General features: G+C 60.5%; 20 protein-coding genes and 2 pseudogenes. 17 read left to right on the forward strand and 5 right to left on the reverse strand.

Translation table 11 applies throughout. The annotated features are described in order from the left end of the window. Window positions 1–239 precede the first annotated feature (239 nt). From ACM1ZW_RS30115 to ACM1ZW_RS30155, 9 genes are all read left to right on the forward strand, one after another. Entirely contained in the window at window positions 240–1,259 is a 1,020-nt protein-coding gene (locus ACM1ZW_RS30115; RefSeq protein WP_416739921.1) for an ABC transporter ATP-binding protein, read from the forward strand. Beyond that, window positions 1,256–2,125, forward strand: a complete 870-nt coding sequence (locus ACM1ZW_RS30120) for an ABC transporter permease (protein ID WP_017339840.1) — start codon at window positions 1,256–1,258, stop codon at window positions 2,123–2,125. Before ACM1ZW_RS30115 ends, ACM1ZW_RS30120 begins: the two co-directional genes overlap by 4 nt. A 6-nt stretch (window positions 2,126–2,131) precedes the next feature. Next, a complete protein-coding gene (locus ACM1ZW_RS30125) occupies window positions 2,132–2,926 on the forward strand; it encodes an ABC transporter permease (RefSeq protein WP_414880111.1) in 795 nt (264 codons plus the stop codon). A 7-nt stretch (window positions 2,927–2,933) separates the two neighbouring features. Beyond that, a complete protein-coding gene (locus ACM1ZW_RS30130; RefSeq protein WP_017339842.1) occupies window positions 2,934–3,224 on the forward strand; it encodes a (2Fe-2S)-binding protein in 291 nt (96 codons plus the stop codon). A 157-nt stretch (window positions 3,225–3,381) separates the two neighbouring features. Next, on the forward strand, window positions 3,382–4,737 hold the full coding sequence (locus ACM1ZW_RS30135; protein ID WP_416739922.1) for an FAD-dependent oxidoreductase: 1,356 nt from the start codon (window positions 3,382–3,384) through the stop codon (window positions 4,735–4,737). Then, complete coding sequence (locus ACM1ZW_RS30140) at window positions 4,734–5,849, forward strand: NAD(P)/FAD-dependent oxidoreductase (protein ID WP_416739923.1); 1,116 nt, start codon at window positions 4,734–4,736, stop codon at window positions 5,847–5,849. Before ACM1ZW_RS30135 ends, ACM1ZW_RS30140 begins: the two co-directional genes overlap by 4 nt. 18 nt (window positions 5,850–5,867) lie before the next feature. Continuing rightward, window positions 5,868–6,914: an ABC transporter substrate-binding protein gene (locus ACM1ZW_RS30145; protein ID WP_017339845.1), complete on the forward strand. Its 1,047-nt coding sequence runs from the start codon at window positions 5,868–5,870 to the stop codon at window positions 6,912–6,914. Window positions 6,915–7,143: 229 nt separating this feature from the next. Continuing rightward, window positions 7,144–8,274, forward strand: coding sequence for a cell division protein ZapE (zapE, locus tag ACM1ZW_RS30150; RefSeq protein ID WP_017339846.1), 1,131 nt, complete (start codon window positions 7,144–7,146; stop codon window positions 8,272–8,274). 111 nt (window positions 8,275–8,385) lie between these two features. Continuing rightward, entirely contained in the window at window positions 8,386–9,690 is a 1,305-nt protein-coding gene (locus ACM1ZW_RS30155) for a protein kinase (RefSeq protein WP_414880114.1), read from the forward strand. 129 nt (window positions 9,691–9,819) lie between these two features. Here the strand turns inward: ACM1ZW_RS30155 and ACM1ZW_RS30160 are convergent, their stop codons facing one another. Further along, on the reverse strand, window positions 9,820–10,524 hold the full coding sequence (locus tag ACM1ZW_RS30160; RefSeq protein WP_008029612.1) for a YebC/PmpR family DNA-binding transcriptional regulator: 705 nt from the start codon (window positions 10,522–10,524) through the stop codon (window positions 9,820–9,822). Window positions 10,525–10,744: 220 nt separating this feature from the next. On the opposite strand from ACM1ZW_RS30160, the gene ACM1ZW_RS30165 reads away from it, so the two are divergent. After that, complete coding sequence (locus ACM1ZW_RS30165; RefSeq protein WP_416739924.1) at window positions 10,745–12,067, forward strand: type VI secretion system Vgr family protein; 1,323 nt, start codon at window positions 10,745–10,747, stop codon at window positions 12,065–12,067. On the opposite strand, the gene ACM1ZW_RS30170 is transcribed toward ACM1ZW_RS30165, so the two are convergent. Next, window positions 12,068–13,465 (reverse strand): FAD-dependent oxidoreductase, encoded by a 1,398-nt coding sequence (locus ACM1ZW_RS30170; protein WP_416740861.1) that lies wholly within the window; start codon window positions 13,463–13,465, stop codon window positions 12,068–12,070. A gap of 4 nt (window positions 13,466–13,469) precedes the next feature. Next, a complete protein-coding gene (locus ACM1ZW_RS30175; protein WP_414883523.1) occupies window positions 13,470–14,795 on the reverse strand; it encodes an MFS transporter in 1,326 nt (441 codons plus the stop codon). Between the two features lie 268 nt (window positions 14,796–15,063). Between ACM1ZW_RS30175 and ACM1ZW_RS30180 the strand changes: the two genes are divergently transcribed. After that, entirely contained in the window at window positions 15,064–15,936 is an 873-nt protein-coding gene (locus tag ACM1ZW_RS30180) for a LysR family transcriptional regulator (RefSeq protein ID WP_017339851.1), read from the forward strand. A gap of 125 nt (window positions 15,937–16,061) precedes the next feature. Continuing rightward, window positions 16,062–16,823, forward strand: coding sequence for a transporter substrate-binding domain-containing protein (locus tag ACM1ZW_RS30185; protein WP_017339852.1), 762 nt, complete (start codon window positions 16,062–16,064; stop codon window positions 16,821–16,823). Between the two features lie 94 nt (window positions 16,824–16,917). Here the strand turns inward: ACM1ZW_RS30185 and ACM1ZW_RS30190 are convergent, their stop codons facing one another. After that, entirely contained in the window at window positions 16,918–17,136 is a 219-nt protein-coding gene (locus ACM1ZW_RS30190; protein WP_414883524.1) for a hypothetical protein, read from the reverse strand. A gap of 480 nt (window positions 17,137–17,616) precedes the next feature. On the opposite strand from ACM1ZW_RS30190, the gene ACM1ZW_RS30195 reads away from it, so the two are divergent. The 3 genes and pseudogenes from ACM1ZW_RS30195 (at window position 17,617) to ACM1ZW_RS30205 (ending at window position 19,311) form a co-directional block, all read left to right on the forward strand. Next, window positions 17,617–17,886 carry a short-chain dehydrogenase gene (locus tag ACM1ZW_RS30195; protein ID WP_414880118.1) on the forward strand — a complete coding sequence of 90 codons (270 nt, stop codon included), beginning with the start codon at window positions 17,617–17,619 and terminating at the stop codon, window positions 17,884–17,886. Window positions 17,887–18,316: 430 nt separating this feature from the next. After that, window positions 18,317–18,955, forward strand: a pseudogene (locus ACM1ZW_RS30200) (hypothetical protein); the annotation flags it as partial. Next, window positions 18,940–19,311, forward strand: coding sequence for a DUF7079 family protein (locus ACM1ZW_RS30205; RefSeq protein ID WP_031319042.1), 372 nt, complete (start codon window positions 18,940–18,942; stop codon window positions 19,309–19,311). The pseudogene ACM1ZW_RS30200 and the gene ACM1ZW_RS30205, both read left to right, overlap by 16 nt. A 58-nt stretch (window positions 19,312–19,369) precedes the next feature. On the opposite strand, the pseudogene ACM1ZW_RS30210 reads toward ACM1ZW_RS30205, so the two are convergent. After that, window positions 19,370–19,768, reverse strand: a pseudogene (locus ACM1ZW_RS30210) (integrase); the annotation flags it as partial. Between the two features lie 101 nt (window positions 19,769–19,869). On the opposite strand from ACM1ZW_RS30210, the gene dusA reads away from it, so the two are divergent. Further along, window positions 19,870–20,889 carry a tRNA dihydrouridine(20/20a) synthase DusA gene (gene dusA, locus ACM1ZW_RS30215; RefSeq protein WP_416739925.1) on the forward strand — a complete coding sequence of 340 codons (1,020 nt, stop codon included), beginning with the start codon at window positions 19,870–19,872 and terminating at the stop codon, window positions 20,887–20,889. Window positions 20,890–21,067: 178 nt separating this feature from the next. Continuing rightward, on the forward strand, window positions 21,068–21,994 hold the full coding sequence (gene tal, locus ACM1ZW_RS30220) for a transaldolase (RefSeq protein WP_017339861.1): 927 nt from the start codon (window positions 21,068–21,070) through the stop codon (window positions 21,992–21,994). Window positions 21,995–22,100: the final 106 nt, after the last annotated feature.

The following is a 22,100-nucleotide window of genomic DNA, read 5'->3' on the forward strand; positions in this document are numbered from 1 at the left end:
GATTTCTCGACGATTAATTTACTCACTGAATGAAACTAAAAATAACCATCGATTCAGTGAAATAGGCCATTGAGCCCATCCTAGTCTTCGTCCTAATCTGCGTCCACAGGGGCGATTCGAACAACAGCGGCAGCCGACTCAAGTCGAGCGCCAACGCACCCGGCAACACCTTTCGTATCTGCCCATACAAAAAAGCGCGACCTCAGGCCGCGCATAACAATCTCAGGTGGAGCGCAGTTATGGCTTTTGTGCAACTTGAAGGACTCGGCAAACGCTACGGTGAGATCGACGCCGTCGTCGCCACCCACCTCTCGGTCGAGAAAGGTGAGTTCGTTTCCCTGCTCGGCCCCTCCGGCTGCGGCAAAACCACCACCCTGCAAATGATCGCCGGCTTCGTCGAAGTCACCAGCGGGCGCATTTTGCTCGACGGTCGCGACATCACCCACGCAAAACCTGCCAGCCGCGGTTTGGGTGTGGTGTTCCAGAGCTACGCACTGTTCCCGCACATGACCGTCAAAGACAACGTCGCCTTCGGCCTGCGCATGCGCAAGGTGCCCAACGGCGAGTTGCAGCAGCGTGTGGACCGGGTGCTGAAACTGGTGCGTCTGGACCAGCACGCCGAGCGTTACCCTCGAGAATTGTCCGGTGGTCAGCGCCAGCGTGTTGCCCTGGCCCGAGCGCTGGTGATCGAGCCGCCGGTGCTGTTGCTGGACGAGCCGCTGTCCAACCTCGACGCCAACCTGCGCGAAGAGATGCAGTTCGAGATCCGCCGCATCCAGCGCGAAGTCGGAATCACCACGTTGATGGTCACCCACGACCAGTCCGAAGCGCTGTCCATCAGCGACCGCGTGGTGGTGATGCAGGCCGGGCGCATTACCCAGATCGATGCGCCCTACACCCTTTACGAACACCCGCGCACCGAATTCATTTCCGGCTTCGTCGGCAAGGCCAATCTGCTGCCCGGCGAGCGTGACAGTGCGGGTGTGGTTCAGGTGCGCAGCGGCGGTGAACTGACCCTCAGCCTGCGCCCGGAAAAAATCGATCTGCGGGAAAAAGATCACGGCCGTCTGCAAGGCCAGATCGTCAGCCGCTTCTTCCTCGGCAGCCAATGGCTCTACGGCGTATCAACGACCCTGGGCGAGCTCTGCGTGGTGCGCCGCAACGATGGCTCGGCGCCGATGAACGAAGGCACGGCCGTCGGCCTGGACTGGGACGCGGCGCTCCTGCGGGTGCTGAGTGTCGACGAGGTGTCGGCATGAGCACGCTCGTCGCCCTTCGCCAGGGACGCCAGGGTTACCTGTTGTCGGCACCGGCGCTGGCGTTGTACGTCTGCCTGCTGGTGATCCCGCTGCTGCTGACGCTGGTGTTGTCGTTCAACGTCTTCGACTACAGCTCGGGCATCAACGGTAACGCCTACACCGTCGACCATTACAGCAGCCTGCTGGGTGACCCGTACTTCTACGAAATTTTCCTGCGCACGTTCTGGATCAGCGCCCTGACCACCTTGCTGTGCGTGGTGATCGGCGTGCCCGAGGCCTACATCCTCAGCCGCATGGGCGCGCCCTGGCGCTCGATTTTCCTGATTCTGATCCTCACGCCGTTGCTGATTTCGGTGGTGGTGCGCGCCTTCGGCTGGAGCCTGTTGCTCGGCGCCGACGGCCTGGTCAACCAGACCCTGCAAGCCTTCGGTGGCTCACCGGTAAAGCTGCTCTACACACCGTTCGCGGTAGTGATCGCGCTGGTCCACGTCATGCTGCCGTTCATGATCATTCCGGTCTGGACCTCGCTGCAGAAACTCGACCCCGCCGCCGAACAAGCGGCGTTGTCCCTGGGCGCCAGCCATCTCACGGTGATGCGCAAAGTGGTGCTGCCGCAGATCATGCCCGGTGTGCTCTCCGGCACATTGATCGTGTTCGGCCTCGCCGCCAGCTCCTTCGCCATTCCCGGCCTGCTCGGCGGGCGCCGCATCAAGATGGTCGCCACGCTGATCTACGACCAGTACCTGTCGGAACTCAACTGGCCGATGGGCGCGGCCATCGCCGTCGCGCTGCTGTTGCTCAACCTGCTGATCATGCTGTCGTGGAACCGGATGATCGAAGGCCGCTACAAGAAGTCATTGGGATAACTCGTCATGTCCAAGAACGGTCCTTTCGCCCTGCTGTTCCATACCCTGGTGGTCGTGTTCATGTTGGCGCCGCTGGTGGTGGTGTGCCTCGTCGCGTTCACCCCGGAAAACACATTGAGCCTGCCGACCACTGAGTTTTCCTTGCGCTGGTTCCGTGCGGTGTTCGAGCGCGCCGACTTTGTCGATTCGTTTTACAACAGCCTGATCCTGGCGTTCAGCGCCGCCAGTCTGGCGACGTTGATTGCAGTGCCGGCAGCGTTGGCGATCACTCGCTTCGAGTTCCCCGGCCGGGACTTTTTCAACGGCCTGTTCCTGTCGCCGATCATCATTCCGCACCTGGTGCTGGGGGTTGCCCTGCTGCGTCTGTTCGCGCTGATGGGCGTCAACGGCAGCTTCGCCTGGCTGATCTTTGCTCACGTGCTGGTGATCACACCGTATGTGTTGCGTCTGGTGCTGGCGTCGGCCATCGGCCTGGATCGCAGCGCCGAACACGCCGCGCAATCGCTGGGTGCCGGGCGCTTCACGCTGTTCCGCCAGATCACCTTACCGATGATTTTGCCGGGGGTCGCCGGTGGCTGGCTGCTGGCGTTCATCAACAGTTTCGACGAAGTCACGCTGTCGATCTTCGTCACTTCGCCAGCCACGCAAACCTTGCCGGTGCGCATGTACGTGTACGCCACCGAATCCATCGATCCGATGATGGCGGCGGTATCGGCCCTGGTGATTGCGCTGACCGCGGCGACGATGATTCTGCTCGACCGGGTGTACGGCCTGGATCGGGTTCTGGTGGGTAAACAATGAGGGCGCCATGGCTCTGCTGAAACGACTGGCCGAAGGCGACCGCCCGGCCCTGGACTTTACCCTCGACGGCCAACCGGCCAGCGGGCTGCTCGGCGACACCGTGCTGACCGCGGTGCTGACGTGCAGCGAGCATTTGCGCGGCAGCGATTTCAGCGCCGAGCCTCGCGCCGGGTTTTGCTTGATGGGGGCGTGCCAGGACTGCTGGGTTCGGCTGGGCGATGGTCGGCGGGTGCGCGCGTGTTCGACGTTGCTCGAAGCCGGCCAGCACATCAGCCGCGAACCGGGGCGTGCCCTATGAACCCACCTTTCAACTGCCTCTCCCCAATCCCTTGTGGGAGCCAGCCTGCTGGCGATGACGGAGTATCAGCCTCCCCCATTTTTGAATGTGCCACCGCCATCACCAGCAGGCTGGCGCCCACAGGGTTTCAGCGGTGGTCGGCTCAAGGGGGGTGGGTATGAAGTCCGTGGTGATCATCGGTGCCGGGCCGGCCGGGATTCGCGCGGCGCAGACTTTGGTTGCGCATGGCATACGCCCGATTCTGCTGGACGAAGCCGCACGCGGCGGCGGGCAGATTTATCGGCGTCAGCCGGCGAATTTCAAACGTTCGGCGGTCAAGCTGTATGGCTTCGAAGCCCGCAAGGCGCAGGCGTTGCATCAAACCATTGATGAGTTGCGCGACCAGCTCGATTACCGTCCCGACACCCTGGTGTGGAACGCCGAAGACGGTGCACTCGACACCTTGCACGAGGGCTGCGCGGCACGCCTGGAATTCTCTCGGGTGATCGTCGCCACCGGCGCCACCGACCGGGTTTTGCCGGTACAGGGCTGGACGCTGCAGGGTGTCTATAGCCTCGGCGCCGCGCAGATCGCCCTGAAATTCCAGGGCTGCGCCATCGGTGAACGGGTGGTGTTCGCCGGCAGCGGGCCGTTGCTGTATCTGGTGGCGTATCAATATGCCAAGGCCGGCGCCAAAGTGGTTGCGGTACTCGACAGCTCGCCGTTCAGCGCTCAGGCCCGTGCCCTGCCCGTCCTGCTGTCGCAACCGGGCACATTGGCCAAAGGCATCTATTACCGCAGCTGGTTGACCGCCCACGGCATCCCGGTGCATCAGGGTGCAACCCTGAAACGCATCAACGGCGAACAACGGGTGCAGTCGCTGAGCTGGTCCAACTCAAGCGGCGAGCATTCGCTGGACTGTGATGCCGTGGCCTTCGCCCACGGCCTGCGCAGCGAAACCCAACTGGCGGATCTGCTCGGCTGCGCATTCGCCTGGAACCCGCTCAACCGCGCCTGGCTGCCGCAACGCGACAACACCGGTCGCAGCAGTGTCGCCGAGGTTTACCTGGCCGGTGACGGCGCCGGCATCATGGGCGCCGACGCGGCGGAAATGGCCGGCGAACGCGCCGCCCTCGCCTTGCTCGAAGACAACGACTACCCGATCGCGCCGCAGCGTGGCAGGCAATTGGAGCAGGCACTTGGACGGATCGATACCTTCCGTCATGGCCTGGAACGCGCTTTCGTATTCCCCGAAAACTGGGCGGCCGATACCGCTGACGACGTAATGATCTGTCGCTGCGAAGAAGTGCGCGCCGGGGACATCCGCGAAGTGGTGCGCGAAGGCCATTGGGAAATCAATCGGGTCAAGGCCCATTGCCGGGTCGGCATGGGCCGCTGCCAGGGTCGGATGTGTGGTGCCGCGGCGGCGGAAATCATCGCCTGCGAAAGTCAGCGGGCGGTGTCCGGGATCGGTCGACTGCGAGCGCAGGCGCCGATCAAACCGTTGCCGTTTGGTCTGGAGATCGAACCATGATCGAAGTCGATGCAGTCATCATTGGCGGCGGCATTGTCGGGGCTTCCGCTGCGCTTTTCCTGAGCCAGGCGTGCCGTCGCGTGGTGCTGCTGGAACGGGATTTTTGCGGCTCGCATTCCAGCGGCGTGAACTACGGTGGCGTGCGCCGCCAGGGCCGACCGCTGTCGCAACTGCCGCTGTCGCAACGTGCCCACGAGATCTGGAGCCGGTTGCCGCAGTTGATCGGCATCGACGGCGAGTACCAGCGCAGCGGCCACTTGAAACTGGCGCGCAGCCTCGATGACCTGCGCGCGTTGCAGGACTATGCCGCCAGCAGTCAGGGCTTTGGCCTCGATTTGCAGGTGTTCGATCGCAGTGAATTGCGCGCGCGCTTTCCGTGGGTCGGCGAGGTGGCGGTCGGTGCCTCGTTTTGTCCGGATGACGGTCACGCCAACCCGCGCCTGGTATCGCCAGCGTTTGCCCGTGCAGCACGGCGCCACGGCGCGCAGGTCCATGAACAATGCGCGGTGGGCGCGGTGGAGCACGACGGCCAGCGCTTTCGCATCAGCACTCAAAACGGTCTCGAACTGCGGGCCCCCTGGGTGTTGAACTGCGCCGGCGCGTGGGCGGGAAAACTGGCCGAGCAATTCGGCGAAGCCGTGCCGATGCACGCCGGGCACCCGGCGATGCTGGTCACCGAGCCGCTGCCGTGGGTGATGAACGCCAGCACCGGTGTCGAGGGCGGCGGCATCTATGCGCGCCAGGTCGCGCGCGGCAATTGTGTGTTGGGCGGCGGTCAGGGCTTTGCCCTCGACGACGCCCGCGCCCGCCCCGGTCAACACGCGGTGATCGAGATCCTGCGCCAGGCGGTCGAGCTCTACCCGTTTCTTGAAGGCGCCCAGGCGATTCGTACCTGGAGCGGCACCGAAGGTTACCTGCCCGACCGCCAGCCGGTGATCGGCCACAGTGGCACTCAACCCGGTCTGTTGCACGCGTTCGGCTTTGCCGGCGCAGGTTTCCAGATCGGTCCTGCGGTGGGCCAGGCGCTCACCGAGATCATCTGCAGCGGCGCTTCAACCACGTCGCTGGATGCGTTTTCCATCACCCGGTTTCACTCCATCTCCGTTGCTTGATAGAGGAAGGTCGCGCCAATGAATAACGTCAAACGCACTGCACTGCTCGGTATGTCCTGCTTGGGCGCCTTGCTCACGGTCACCCAGGCCCAGGCCGAGCCGACGCTTTACCTCGGCATGAACGGCGGGACCATGGAGCGGCTCTACGCCGACAAGGTGCTGCCGGTGTTCGAGAAAGCCAACAACGTCAAAGTGGTGATTGTGCCCGGCACCTCCGCCGATATCCTGGCCAAGGTCCAGGCCAGCAAAGGCAACCCGCAGATGCACGTGATGTTCCTCGACGACGGCATCATGTACCGCGCCATCGCCATGGGCCTGTGCGACAAACTCGAGGACAGCCCGACCCTGGCGCAGATTCCGGCCAAGGGCCGTATCAAGGACCAGGCCGTGGCGGTCAGCCTCGGTGTCACGGGGCTGGCGTACAACACGCGATTGTTCAAGGAAAAAGGCTGGGCCGCGCCGACCTCGTGGATGGACATGGCCGACCCGCGTTTCAAGGACAAACTGGTGTTCCAGTCGATGGCCTCGTCAACCTTCGGCCTGCACGGTTTCCTGATGTTCAACCGGATTCAGGGTGGCAGCGAAACCGACGTCGAACCCGGCTTCAAGGCGTGGCCGAACACTGTCGGGCGCAACGTGCTGGAATACATTCCGAGCTCGGCGAAGATTTCCGAAATGCTCCAGACCGACGAAGCGGCGCTGTTCCCGCTGACACCGACGCAAGTCACGGCGCTGAAACTCAAAGGCATGCCGATCGAGTACGCGCAACCGAAGGAAGGCGCGGTGGTGCTCAACGTTGCCGAATGCGCCATCGCCAACAACACCCAGCCGGAACTGGCGCAGAAACTCGCCGCGTTTCTGCTGACGCCCGAGGCGCAAGCCGCTGCGCTTGAAGATGGCGATCAGATCCCGTCCAACCCGAATACCCCGACCACCGACAAGACGCGCGGCCAGGTCGAGGCGATGAAGCAGTACCTGACAACGGCGATTGCCATCGACTGGGATCAGGTCAACGAACAGCGCCCGGCGTGGAATGCGCGGTGGAATCGCAGTATCGAGCGGTAGGCAACTGACGCGGCACTGTCAGTAAAACAATGCAAAACCCTGTGGGAGCGGCGGTGCGACGATTCGACTTGCCCGCTCCTACAGGTCCGCGCCAAGAAACAAACTTCACCGCCAGCCCCCCGTTTTGCACCCCGCACTTGTCTACACAACTGGCAGCCAATTTCCCGTATTGGTTACACTACGCCGCCGCAGCTCGGTGAGCCTGCCTGACGATAACGGGGTGATATCAGTGGCCGTTCGACCGCCTGACCGTTCGCGATTCACACCACGCTGGCCTGCGCTGCGCCGCCTCTTCGGCAAGGCATCGACCGCCTCCGCCAGTCATTGCGCGACGGGACGCGCCGTCCACGACTACTTTCGCCACAAGGCTCATTCCCAGGGTTACACACTCAGCCACAGCCAACAGCGCGTGATCGACTGCATGGCGCAGCACGCCGCGGTGCTGCTTGGTACTTCATCGAAACCATTGCCGGGGCTTTACCTGCATGGCGCCGTCGGTCGCGGAAAGAGCTGGTTGCTCGACGGTTTTTTCCAGGCCCTGCCCATCGCGGAAAAACAGCGCCTGCACTTTCATGAGTTTTTCGCCCGCCTGCACCAGGGCATGTTCAGTCATCGCGACCACCCTGATGCGCTGGCGACCACGCTGGACGAGCTGCTGAGCGATTGCCGGGTCCTGTGCTTCGACGAGTTTCACGTCCATGACATCGGCGATGCAATGCTCATTACGCGGTTGTTCAAGGCCCTGTTCCGCCGCGGCATCCTGCTGTTGGTCACGTCGAATTACCCACCCGAAGGCTTGCTGCCCAACCCGCTCTACCATGCGCGTTTCAAACCGGTGATCGACTTGATCAACGCCCGCATGCAAGTGATGGAAGTCGGCGGCCCTCACGATTACCGCAGTCAGGCGAGACATCACGCCCAGCAGCTGTTTACCCAAGGCCACTACATTTGGCCGGCCACCGTGGCACAGCGTCAGGCGTTCAACCTGCCCGAACCCGACGCGCCGGCCATTGCTCTGCCCGTCGGGGCTCGACATCTTCCAGCCCGGTATTGCGAAGGACGCACCATCGGATTCACCTTCGCCGACCTGTGCGACCACCCCACCGCGGTCATGGATTACCTGGAACTGTGCCGCCGTTTCGATCACTGGATCATCGACGGGCTGCCCAACCTCGCCGACTGCCCGATCGCCGCGCAGCAGCGCTTCATCAATCTGGTGGACGTTTTGTATGACCAGGACAAGCATTTGATCCTGCTGGGCCAGCGGTCGTTGCGCGAGAACCTGGGCGGCGATGCCATTGATCTGGCACGCACCCGCAGCCGGCTGGGGCAGTTGGTGGAGGTCAGGGAACCGGTCTGACCACAGGGCTTGCTCGCGCAGAGTTCCTGACCGTCACCGCATCTTTACCGCTATCATGTCGCCCTTTTTCAGGCCCCCGCGCCCTACCTTCGATCAATAGCGAATCTGTTCATGGATACCCTTGCGCAACTGCGCGCCGGCCTGCTGGCTGGCTCCACTCGCCTGGACCTGGCCGCCGGCCTGACGGAATTCCCCAGGGAAATCCTCGACCTCGCGGACTCGCTCGAGGTGCTCAACCTCAGTGGCAACGCCTTGAGCGCCCTGCCGGACGACTTTCACCGTCTGACCCGTTTGCGTGTGTTGTTCTGCGACCGCAACCATTTCAGCGAATTGCCCGCCTGCCTTGGCCAGTGCGCCGCGCTGACCATGCTCGGGTTCAAGTCCAACCGCATCGAAACCGTACCGGGCGCTGCGCTGCCACCGCTGTTGCGCTGGCTGATCCTCACGGACAACCGCATCAGCGAACTGCCCGCCGAACTGGGTGAACGTCCGCACCTGCAAAAGCTGATGCTGGCCGGCAATCGATTGCAGCGCTTGCCCGAGAGCCTGAGCAATTGCCATCGCCTCGAGCTGACCCGCATCGCCGCCAACCAGTTGACCGAACTGCCCGAATGGCTGCTGACCCTGCCAAGCCTGACCTGGCTGGCTTACGCCGGTAATCCGTTGGAAACAGAGGCGGATGCGGCCGTGCTCGAGGCCACGCCGACGATTCCCTGGTCGCAGCTCAGTCTGGAACAACAATTGGGAGAAGGCGCCTCCGGGGTCATTCATCAGGCGTTGTGGAAACAGGCAACGCCGGTCGCGGTGAAACTCTACAAGGGTGAAATGACCAGCGATGGCTCGCCGCTGCACGAAATGAACGCCTGCATGACCGCCGGTCTTCACCCTAACCTGATCCGGGTCGAAGGACGGATCATCGATCACCCGCAGGCGCAGGCCGGGCTGGTCATGGAGCTGATCGAACCGAGTTATCGCAACCTCGCCGGGTTGCCGAGCCTGGCGTCCTGCAGCCGCGATGTCTACGCCAGCGACACCCGCTTCAGCGCTGGCGTGGCCCTGCGGATCGCCTGCGGCATCGCGTCGGTGGCCGAGCATCTGCACCGTCAGGGCATCACCCACGGCGACCTCTATGGCCACAACATTATGTGGAACGAACAGGGTGATTGCCTGTTAGGGGACTTTGGCGCAGCGTCTTTCCATTCGACGGAGGACAGCCTTGAAAGCCGTGCATTGCAACGGATCGAGGTGCGTGCGTTTGGGGTGCTGTTGGGGGAATTGCTGGAGCGGATCGATTCGGGGTTGAGCGATGAGGTGCATGAGCGGCTGGAAGATTTGCAGCAGCGTTGCAGTCAGCCGGATGTGCTGGCGCGGCCGGGGTTCAGCGAGATTGTGCGGGAGCTGGCCAGGTTGAACTGAAGGTAATACAAAACCTGTGGAGAGGGAGCTTGCTCCCGCTCGGTTGCGCAGCAGCCGCCGCTTTTGGGACGGCTTCGCCGTCCAGCGGGAGCAAGCTCCCTCGCCACACTTAGATCTCAGCGATGTGGTTTAACCGGCCAACCCGACAAACATGTCCTGCACGTCATCGTGGTTATCCAGGCCTTCCAGGAAAGCTTCAACTTCAGCCATCTGCTCGTCGCTCAAGCCGCTGACCGGGTTCTTCGGCTTGTAACCCAGCTTCGCCGACAACACGGTGAAACCCTGCTCGGGCAAGGCTTTCTGTACCGAATCCAGGTCGGTCGCTTCGGTGATGAACAAGGTTGCGCCGTCGTCGGCAGGCTCGAAATCCTGAGCGCCGGCTTCGATGGCAGCCATTTCCGGATCGGCATCCGGGCTGTCCGGGGACGCCTCGATCATGCCCACATGGTCGAAATCCCAGGCCACGGAACCGGATGCGCCCAATTGCCCCTTGCGGAACGCGACGCGGATTTCCGCGACGGTGCGGTTGATATTGTCAGTCACGCACTCAACGATCAGCGGCACCTGATGCGGAGCGAACCCTTCATACGTCACGCGATGGTATTGCACGGTTTCGCCGAGCTGGCCGGAGCCTTTCTTGATCGCACGTTCCAGGGTTTCGCGGGGCATCGAAGCCTTTTTCGCCTGCTCGACCACCAGACGCAGGTGTGCGTTGGTGGCGGTATCGGCACCGTTGCGCGCAGCGATGGTGATTTCCTTCACCAGTTTGCCGAAGATCTTGCCCTTGGCGTTGGCTGCCGCTTCTTTGTGTTTAACCTTCCACTGTGCGCCCATTACTCACTCTCTTATCTGTGGCGCCGAGACATCTATTGGCCGACGCTTTGTGCAAGTTTATACGGCCTAAAGTTGGCAATCGACCAAAAATTCCATCTCGTCGAATCGACATCTTCACCGCTGGTTGTAGGGCGATTCTGAAAATTCGATTTGCGGTGACTACAAAGGGCCACGGTTTCGTACCCTCTGCGCCCGTACTCCCTGGCAGAAGCGCGTTCGAATGCACAACGACAAGGAAAGTCCCTTCACCCTGACACTGCTGAACGATAACTTGAGTTTGCAGGCGTTGCAGTTCCATGGCCTTGAAGCCCTCAACCAGCCTTACCGATTCGACATCGAAGTGATCGGCCTGGCGCCGGCCATGAGCCTGGATCGCCTGCTGCAACAACCGGTGTTCTTCAGCCTGGCAGAGGGCCAGGGCATTCACGGCATCATCCACTGCGCCACCCGCGAACATCGCGACCTGCACCGGGTCGGCTACAGGCTGGCGTTGGTGCCCTGGTTGCAAAACCTCGACCGGCAGCGTTGCCGCCGGGTATTTCATCAACTCGATGTGCCCGCCATCCTGCGCCAGTTACTCGAAGAAAACGGCCTGCCTGAAGACAGCTACCGCTTTGAACTGCCGAACGGGCGCTATCCCGCCAGGCCCTTGTGCATTCAGTTCGATGAGACGGACCTGGCCTTCCTGCAACGACTCTGCGAAGAAGAAGGCATCCACTATCACTTCGAACATCAGCGGGACGGTCACGTGCTGGTGCTGGCGGACGACAGCCTGAGTTTCCCTCAAGAACCGTTGCTCCTGCCTTTTCACGGCGATGCGTCTCCTACTGTGAACGTGCCGGTGATCAGTGAATTGTTCCAGTGCCACACCTCGCCCCCCCTCACCGCGCCCCTCGCCCCACATACGCTCGAACGCGACCAGCTCAGCCGCCGGACACTGGAACGCCTGCGCTGCCGGCATGGGCGGATGCAGGGCCAAAGCAACCAGAGCGCATTGCGCAGCGGACGAATCGTACAAGTGTCGGAACATCCGCTGCCGAACTTCAACGATCAATGGCTGCTGACCGAAATCCGGCATCAGGGCCGGCAGCCGTCGATTCTTGAGCGCAACGCAACCGACAGGGTGCGGCGTTACAGCAATCAGTTCACCGCCATTCCATGGTCAACGGTATTCCGGCCCGCGCTCACACAGGCCAGACCCACCATTCCGGGTTTCCAGACGGCCCGGGTGCTGGGCCCAGTCGGCCAGCCAGCGGAGCTGGATGATCAAGGCCGGATAAAGGTCAGGTTATGGCCAACCCCGCAGACCAAGGAGGACGAGTCCAGCGGATTCTGGCTGCCCATGGTCGTCGTTGCGCCGGATGGCCGGATCGATCCGTCCAGGCTGCCGGTCGCCGGAACCGAGGTGCTCATCAGTTTTCTCGACGGTGATCCGGACCGCCCCGTGCTGTACGCCACCGCAAACAGCCCGCCTCGCCCCGTCCCGCACCCCAGGGGCGATGACCGCCTGCTGCTTGACTGGCTGGTCAACCGCAAAACCTGATCAGCCCTTGTCTGCCTTGCCGGCTGCCGCCGCGAATTTCGCCAGGCGTACGTCCAGATGCCTTGGCCGGTGCCCGTGATCCTCGGCGCGCTCCTTGCGGCGGATGGCGTTGCGCACCATCAGCGAGCCCAGGTAGCGAATCGGCTCCGGCGGAAAAAAGCCCAAAGGACCGTTGACCAGCGGTGAACGGGTCCAGGCGTTGTCCAGCCCCTGGACCATCGAAGCGAGAATCTGCCCGCCCATATGGCACGGTCCGACTCCGCTGCCGGAATAACCAAAACCGTAAAACACATTGCCGTGGGCACTCATCTGACCGAAGAACGGCAGCCCTGTGACCGAGCGATCCGAAGGGCCGTTCCAGGTGGCCTCGACCTTGACCTCGGCAAACGCCGGAAAGAATTCGCTCAGGCTGTGCTTCAACACACCGGCATAGGGCGACGGCTGATCGAACACCGGCAGCATTCGCCCACCGTAGGCGAACGTGTTGCCGCCCTTGCCAAGCATGATCCGGCCGTCCGGGGTGTTGTGGTAGTAGTGCACGAAAATTCGCGAATCGAGCACCGTGACACCGCTGGTCAAACCGATTTCGTTGAGCAGATCCGGCCGCGGCTCGGTGATCAGCATGTCACTGGAGACAATCGCCACGCTGCGTTCGAACTGCGGGAACGCGCGGGCCATCCACGCGTTCATCGCCAGCACGACCCGGTCCGCGCGGACAGTGCCGTTCTTTGTTTGAATGCCTGCCGGCTTGCCCTCCTCCAGCCCGATCATCGCAGTGTTTTCATGAATCCTCACACCCGACTGCAACGCAACCCGGCGCAAACCGCGCACGAGCTTGCCTGGCTGCACGCTCGCGGCGGCCGGAGAAAACCAGCCTTCCAGGTGTTTGCTCGACCCGGCCATGCGTTGTACATCCGCGACCGGCCGCTGAGTGAAGGAGTTGATGCCGTTGCGTTCGAGCGCTGCGATCACCGCGTCGGTCGAACCGCATTGAGCGCGGTTGGTCGCCGTGTAGAGCGTGCCGTCGAGGCGGTAATCGGCGTCCACGCCGTACTGTTCGCAGAAGGTGCCAATCGCGTAAATGCTGCGCTCGGACTCCTTGACCAGACGTACCGCCTCTTCGACGCCGAACAACCTTTCCAGGGTGAAATACTTGGCCGACCACGACAGTGCACAACCGCCGTTGCGTCCACTGGCGCCGGCACCGCAGATGTCCGCCTCGATCAGCAACACATCCAGTTCCGGGTTCTGCTCCTTGAGCATGATCGCGGTCCACAACCCGGTGTAGCCACCGCCGACGATGCACACATCGGCGCGGGTATCGCCCACCAAGGGTTCGCACGGCGCGCAGGACTCGGCCGCCAGCGCCTGTTCCAGCCAGAAAGGTCTCATCGGTATTTCCTCAGGTACGCAGGGGTTTGACACTCATCGGCCGGTTAGGCACGAACGCACTTTTGGCCTGCAGGCCCGCCGGGCGGCTGTTCCAGTAAGGGATCAGCACCAGCGCAGAGAACAACGCGCAACCGGCGAAGATAATGAACACAGTGACCGAGTCGAAGTAACCCGGCAGCAAGCCGCCCAGAATCGCTCCGACCGAACCGCAACCGTTGACGAAGCCTGCCGACGTTGCGCCAGCCTTGGCCGTGCCGAAATCGATGGCTGCCGCGCCGCTGATCATCGAGTCCGGCCCGTACAGGGTCAGGCCCATGACGAACAACAATGCCACCACCAGCATCACACTGCCGGTGTGCAGTGCTCCCATGAACAACGCCAGGGAAACGGTCAGCGCCAACAGACTGAGCACGCAGGCCGGCATGCGCCGGGCACCAAACAGCTTGTCCGAAGCCAGCCCCAGCAAGATCGGCCCAAGCAGCCCGGCCAGTTCGAACGCCGTCGGAATGATCGCCGCACCGACTTTACCCACCGTCGGCATCTGCTCGAAAACGATCACCGGGCCCCACAGCAGAATCGCGTAGCGCGCCGGTTTCAGCAGGAAATACGCGAGACCGAGAATCAGCACCGTGCGATTGCGCAGGATTTCCCTCAGCGGTTCCAGCACGCTGATCTTGCTTTGAGCATGCGCCTCCTCGGCGGTCAGCTCCGGCTCAGGCTCCACCGCCGGCAAGCCGACGTCTTCGGGTTTGTTGCGTTGGAAAATAAAAAACAGCACGGCGACCAGCCCAACCACCGCCGCACTGGAAATGAACGCCGCGTGCCAGCTGCCGATGAGCGTGTACGCCCACCAACCGGCAAACGGCGAAGCCACGAGCCCGCCAAAGGCGTAGCAGGAACTCCATAGACCGAGCACCCGCCCGCGCTGTTCGGCGGGAAAGAAACTGCCGATGTTTTTGCACAACCCCGACCATCCGGTGGACTGGGCCAGGCCTTGAATCAGCATGCAGGTGGCGAAAATCGGTAACGTGGCAAAACTGCCCATCACCAGCGCGGCGGCGGCGGAAATCAGCAACCCGCCGAGCACCACGACCCGCGGGCCAAAACGGTCGGCAAGGATGCCCCAGGTGAATTGCCCGACGGCATAAGCGGCGAGGTAGATGGCGTCGAGGTTGGCCATGGCCATTTTGTCGAGGGTGAACGTGGGGTCTTCGGCGATCCCCAGTTTGGCCACGGAAAACGCTTTGCGGGTGAAGTAGAAAGCGGCGTAGGCGAGCCAGGTGATCGCGAAGATCTGCACGCGCCAACGCTTGATGGTGCCGATGTGCTTGTTCATTGTGGTTCTGACCTCAGGGTGTGAGTGTGCCGGCAGAATTTGAGAAATAACGCCTGTGTTTTTATTGTTGAGCACTGCGATATCGCTGCGTCCCTGAGGCGATACCGGTCAGATGAGTTCTGCAATTACACGCGCAGGCTCATGGTCACGGAGGCTGTTCGACCGACCAGTCACCGCAACTGAGGCCGATAAAAACAATTACTGATTAATAAGTGAAATCGATTTATCGTATTTCCAATATAAGCTCAGCTTGTTACTGGAGGTTTCGATGTCGGTTTCCCACGCCCAGCTCAAAGCCTTCCACGCCGTGGCCGTTCACGGAAGCTTTACCAAAGCCGCCGAGCGGCTTTTCCTCACGCAACCGGCGATTTCCGACCAGGTGCGCAAACTCGAAGAACGCTTTGGCGTGTTGCTGTTCCACCGCAACAAACGCTCGGTGCGCCTGACCGATCTGGGCGAACGCTTGCTCGGCATCACCCAGCGGCTGTTTGTGATTGAGGCCGAGGCGCAGGAGTTGCTGCAGGACTCCCAGGCGTTGCAGACCGGCAGCCTGATCCTGGCGGTGGATGCGCCGGTCCACGTCCTGCCGCAGATCGCGCGGTTCTGCGAGCGCTATCCCGGCATCAGCGTGAAAATCGAAACCGGCAACACCGATGAATCGCTGTTTCGGCTGTTCAACTATCAGGCCGACCTGGCGTTGCTCGGGCGCGAGGTCAGCGATGAACGATTGATCTCGGTCGCGCTGCGTAACGACCCGATGGTGGCGTTTGTTTCACGCAATCATCCGTGGGCCGACCGCGAGTCGATCTGCCTGGCCGACCTCGACGACACCCCGCTGGTGCTGCGGGAAATCGGCTCGGTGACGCGTCAGACGCTGGAGGAGGAAATGGCCCGGGCGGGGTTTCGCATTCGTCCGGCGATTCAGGTCGAAGGTCGGGAAGCGGCGCGTGAGGCAGTGGTCGTGGGGATTGGCGTGGGCGTGGTCTCGGCCGCGGAATTTGGCGCGGATTCGCGGGTGTGTGCGTTACCCATCACCGATTGCACACGGCGGCTGACGGAGACACTGGTGTGCTTGCGCGAGCAGAGTTCACGGCGGGTGGTGGCGACGTTTCTGGACATGGTTCGCGAGAGTTTGAAGTGAACGCACGGCGCCCTTGTAGGAGGTGGCAAAGGCTGCGATCTTTCGCACTTCAAGCGAGGCGCCAAGAAACGAATCCAATCCCTCATGGAAGCCGGAAAACAATGAAGACGACACAACGCATATCGATGCTTGCCGGGCTGCTCGCCCTCTCGTTTGGCGCTCAGGCAGAGCCATCGCATCTGGACAACATCATTCAGCAAGGCCAACTGCGCGTTTGCACCACCGGGGACTACAAACCCTATACCTTCAAAGCAGAGAACGGCGAATACTCGGGAATAGACATCGCCATGGCCCGCTCGCTGGCCGACAGCCTCGGCGTCAAGGTCGAGTGGGTGCAGACCACCTGGAAAACCCTGATGCCCGACTTGCTCGCGGGAAAATGCGACATCGGCATGGGCGGGATCTCGGTCACGCTAGAGCGGCAGAAAAAAGCGTTCTTCAGCACCACGCTGGACGTCGACGGCAAAATCCCCCTCGTGCGCTGCGAGGATCAGGCGCTGTACCAGACCGTCGAGCAAATCAACCAGCCTTCGGTTCGACTGGTCGAACCGGCCGGTGGCACCAATGAAGCCTTCGTTCACGCCTTCCTGCCCAAGGCGCAATTGAGCCTTCACGATAATGTGACCATCTTTCAGGAGCTCCTGGACAAGAAGGCCGACGTGATGATTACCGATGCGTCGGAAGCGCTGTATCAGCAGAAACTGAAACCTGGATTGTGCGCGGTGAATCCGGGGCAGTTCATGCAGTATGGCGAGAAGGCTTATTTGCTGCCGCGTGATGACATGACTTGGAAGTTGTATGTGGATCAGTGGTTGCATCTGGCCAAGGTGACGGGGAAGTACCAGAAGGTCTTGGGTGAGTGGATTGCGACGCCTGAGAGCAAATAGCCGTCCACGCTGGCAACGCCTGCGTTCGGCTGCGCAGTAGTCGCCCCCTCGGAGAACACGCAACGGCAGGAATACCGCGCCGTTGCGTCACACTCTAGTCGTCGTGCAACAACCCCGAGCTGTACTCGCCGAAGCTATTACCGAGCGCACTGCCATGGAAATTCAACTGACTGTGATTATTGGTAGGGCCCGGGCCAAAGCCGGCAGATGGCTGGAGGTCTTCTGAATAATTGCTTTGGGTGCTTACCCCCGAACAGGCGCTCAACAGCAACGCACCACCGATCAGCAAGGTTTTGGCGAGGTTCGAGATCATTTTTCCGTTTCCTGTGGGCTGGGGCGTGGTGATGTGAGCTTTGCTCGTCATCGTAGGCCCGGAAGCGGCTGCGCATTATGAAACTTTACAGGGCGACAGCATTGGTTCAGCTGCTGCGGTTTTGTTGATGCGAAAAAGGTCGCTCCCCAGACAAATCGTTGAAAGAGCAACGTCCTACACGACACTCGGAATTGTCCGTACACTTGTCCATTGCTGCACTTTTGTCACGAGGCCTATAGTCCACCCAACGCCCAAATGGCGTGTCGGGTTTGGCGACTCGATGGCAATTGAACTGAATCCTTCGACCATTTTCGAAGCGTTTCGGAACGCACTTAGCTGCCTGTTTTATGGTGGCTGTGCGCGGGAGACCTTCGGGTCTGCCGGTTTCTCCATTGCCCGGTTCGCCAACCCGCGTACAGCTACCACCCATTCGTTTGGCGACGAATGAGCAGTAGTTTTCTCAAATTAATGGAGCTTCACATGAAAGAGTTTATGGCTTTAACCAGCAATGCCGATGACCTTCCCTCGCTGTACGTAAACACCACCCAACCGCTGCATTCACTGCTTAGCACCGCACGCTACCGAATTGGCGCGGTAACGCAGATCCTCGAAAACCTCGCAATGCGCGGCGACATCACCACGGACTCGGTGATTCTCAGCGACTTCGCAATGCTTTGCTGCATACCGTTGCGTGATGGCTGTGATGTTCTGGATGTCGTTGCGCGACGTATGGATGCCGAAAAGTCCTGACGTCACAAAGGGGCGCCCTCCCCGGACGCCCCTTCGAACTCATGGATCACCCGAGCACGCGCTCAGAAACAAGCACCGACGATCAGCACGACGTTGATGATCTTCAAGATCAACTTGCAGTTCTTTGCGGGTACATGAGGGAAAACGAACGAAGTCTCGGCCAAACATAATGGCTTGTGAAATTTCATACGCTGCCGGAAACTCACCCCGCAACATTGGCCACTGGCCTGCAGCATGCAAAAAACGCGATACCAAGCACACGGAAAGAAAATCTGGTCGATACCTCGACCGAGCGCCACCCGAAAAAAGGACAGAACATGAGCAACACGGATGAATTGCAAACCGACACCGCCAGCCCAAAATGGAAAGAGCGTTTCGCTTTTTTTAATCAGAACGGCAGCCCCAAAAGTCCAAATTTCAGCTCGGCGCTCAAGCAACTACAGAGGGCAATATTCGACGAATGTCGCAGCAGATATTCGCTGAGGTCAGAGCCGGCAATATCAGCGTTGAGGACGCGACAAAATTCAGCAATGAGATGCGCAACAAAATCATGTTCGAACACCGCAAGCTGACCTCTGCACAGGGCCTGGCCATCGTGCAAAAAAAGAAGAAAACTGGGAAAACACACAGCGAAATCCTGAACGGAAAATCTCAAACCCAGTTCAACAAAAATTACGAACAACTTTCTAAGGCTCAACAGAAAGAAGTCTTGTACAAAGCTCTAGAGCGGTCTGGCAGTGCTAATGCCAAGTTCACTTCTGGCACCAAAATCATGTCCGTTATGGGCAAGGTTGGCATCATCATGACAGCGGTGCTTGCCACTTACCAAATACTGAACGCAGACGACAAGGCCAAAGAAACGGCCCGTCAAGCCACCATCCTGGGTGGTGGTGCGGCAGGGGGGGTTCTGGCGGGCTTGGGCATATCCGCTCTTTGTGGTCCTGGAGCTCCGGCCTGTGCCATAGCCGTTGTTCTCATTGGAAGCATTGCCGGTGGCATTGCTGGCGGGGTCGCGGCTGATACGTTCGACGCAGAGCTAGAGGAGCTGGCCCATTGGGACATATTTTGACTCCTGCGGAACGAGCGAACATCCAGATTGCGCTGGCAGAGGCCTTTGTAGACAGCGTTGTCGACTACGCCTCTATCGCAGAGCGAATCCGGGGCTATGACCCAAAGGTCGTTGAAGACATCTTGTACTCAGAGGTCGCGCCCGTGTGTTTCAGCAACCTTGAAACGCCCGTCCCTCCTGTTTGGACCGGTTTTCAGGATGAATGGTTACTGGATGAAATAGCCAAAGAACTCAAAGCGCGAGAAAGCAGTTGGCTACGACGTAGCTTCGACCGGTTAAAAGTTACATGGCTACGTTACAGCTACGGTTACATCTGGAAGGAGATCATGAAATTTCATCATTTTCAGTCATTGTAGCCCCCATAAGAATAGCCTCAGCCGGCGCAATAGAGCTTCTGAGATAGGGATTCGAACCCCGCGCTTGGACACCACCACCCTCCTTGCTCATTCGCCATTGAGCGAACTCCACCAGTTTTTGGCTGGTCAGCGCCGAGTCGCCGAGCTCGCCCAGCCAGGTGTCCTTGATAGCATTCAGCGTTGCGCTTTTGGTTTTGCCCAACGGACGGATCTTTTCGTACTCGTCCAGGCACTGCTCAATCATCTTCTTGACCGTCACACCCTTACGGTTAGCGCGTGCAATGGCACCAGGCTCGGCCAACTCCGTCTCGCGGCGCTTGATCCAAGCCTGGGCGACCTGCTTACGGTCGAACGTCTGGCTTTCCTGATAAACTGTCTTCCCGTCCCGATTGATCCGTATCTGCGCCGTGTAGGCCGTCGAATTGTCCTTGCGCTTGCGTGATGTGATCGTGCCCATTTCCAGTTGCTACATTGCCGAATTCGCTTGCTACATTTTAGCAACCGACTTCAGAAACAAGGAAAAATGGGTAAAAACCGCTGTATAAAAGATCAGTATCAATGAATTTCGAAAATCCTGAAGCGCCTGTAAACACTAGCCATGCCCGCTCCGAGCCGTCTCGCCGCTTCAGTGTGGCACCCATGATGGACTGGACAGACCGCCACTGCCGTTTCTTCCTGCGCCTGCTCTCCAAGCACGCCCTTCTCTACACCGAAATGGTCACCACCGGCGCGCTGCTAAACGGCGATCACGACCGCTTCCTGCGTCACAACGAAGCCGAACACCCGCTCGCCCTGCAACTCGGTGGCAGCGTTCCCCTGGACCTGGCCGGTTGCGCACGCATGGCGCAGGAGCACGGTTACGACGAGGTGAACCTGAATGTCGGCTGCCCGAGTGATCGGGTGCAGAACAATATGATCGGCGCGGTGTTGATGGGGCATCCGCAGTTGGTGGCGGATTGTGTGAAGGCGATGCGCGATGCGGTGTCGATTCCGGTGACGGTGAAGCATCGGATCGGGATCAACGGACGGGACAGTTACGAGGAGTTGTGTGATTTCGTCGGCACCGTTCGCGATGCCGGGTGCACGAGTTTTACCGTGCATGCGCGGATTGCGATTCTGGAGGGGTTGTCGCCGAAGGAGAACCGCGACATTCCGCCTCTGCGGTATGACGTGGCGGCGCAGTTGAAGAAGGATTTTCCGGAACTGGAGATTATTCTCAACGGCGGGATCAAGACGCTGGAGGCCTGTCACGAGCATTTGCAGACGTTTGATGGCGTGATGCTGGGGCGCGAGGCGTATCACAATCCTTATGTCATGGCCGAGGTGGATCAGCAACTGTTCGGCAGCACGGCGCCGGTGATCAGCCGGGCCGAGGCGCTGGCGCAATTGCGGCCTTATATAGCGGCGCATATTGATGCGGGCGGTTCCATGCACCACATCACCCGGCATGTGCTGGGGCTGGGCACCGGGTTTCCGGGGGCGCGCAAGTTTCGGCAGTTGTTGTCGGTGGATATTCACAAGGCCAAGGAACCTTTGGTGTTGCTGGATCAGGCGGCGGAGTTGCTGGAAGGACGCTAACGGTCACCCGGGTTGAACCTGCGCCCGGATTTGGCATCGTATTTACGGACACCGCGCCCCGCCATTCAAACAGCCGTTTTCAGGTTGTTGCCGCTGGGGCCTTCGATACGTACATGCACCCTTGAGTGGCTGTCAGCGCTCGGGTAATGTCATTAGACCCATAGGACAGAGCACGCCCATGACTTCCAAGCTGGAACAACTCAAACAGATGACCACCGTGGTTGCCGACACCGGCGACTTCGAAGCGATTGCTCGCGTTAAACCGGTGGACGCTACCACCAACCCTTCCCTGCTGCTCAAAGCGGCGGCCATTCCCGCTTATGCCGAGTTGCTGAACGCTTGCGTCAACGACTGCAAGGGCGACGTGGGCCTGGCCAGCGACCGTTTTGGCGTTGCGGTAGGGCAAGAGATTCTGAAGGTGATTCCGGGCCGTATTTCCACTGAGGTGGATGCGCGCCTGTCGTTCGACACTGACGCCGTATTGAAGCGTGCGCACCGTCTGATCGAGCTGTACGACAAGGCCGGCATCGGCCGTGACCGCGTGCTGATCAAGATCGCTTCCACCTGGGAAGGTATCCGCGCTGCCGAGATTCTGGAAAAAGAAGGCATCCAGACCAATCTGACGCTGCTGTTCTCGTTCGCCCAGGCGGCCGCGTGCGCCGATGCGGGTGTGTTCCTGATTTCGCCGTTCGTGGGCCGGATCTACGACTGGTACAAGAAGGCCAACGGCAACGACTACACCGGTGCGGATGATCCGGGCGTGCAGTCGGTGACGCGCATTTACAACTACTACAAGGCCAATGACTACAAGACCGTGGTCATGGGCGCGAGCTTCCGTAATCTGAATCAGATCGAGCAGTTGGCCGGGTGTGACCGTTTGACTATCAGCCCTGACTTGATCGACAAGCTGGCGGCGGACACAGGCAAACTGGAGCGTAAACTCGCTCCGGGTCATGCCGGCGAAGCGCGCTTGAACCTGAATGAAGCGCAGTTCCGTTGGTTGTCGAACGAAGATGCGATGGCAACCGAGAAACTGGCTGAGGGTATTCGTCAGTTTGCCCGTGATCAGGAGAAGCTTGAGTCGCTGTTGCAGGCCAAGTTGTGATGTAGTTTCGACGCCATGCAAAAAGGGCGAACCCATTGGGTTCGCCCTTTTTTTGTGCGGCTTTGAGGCAGATGAAGAACGGTGGCGAGGGAGCTTGCTCCCGCTC

This window comes from Pseudomonas sp. NFX71 (assembly GCF_048079215.1).
Lineage (GTDB): Bacteria > Pseudomonadota > Gammaproteobacteria > Pseudomonadales > Pseudomonadaceae > Aquipseudomonas > Aquipseudomonas fluorescens_B.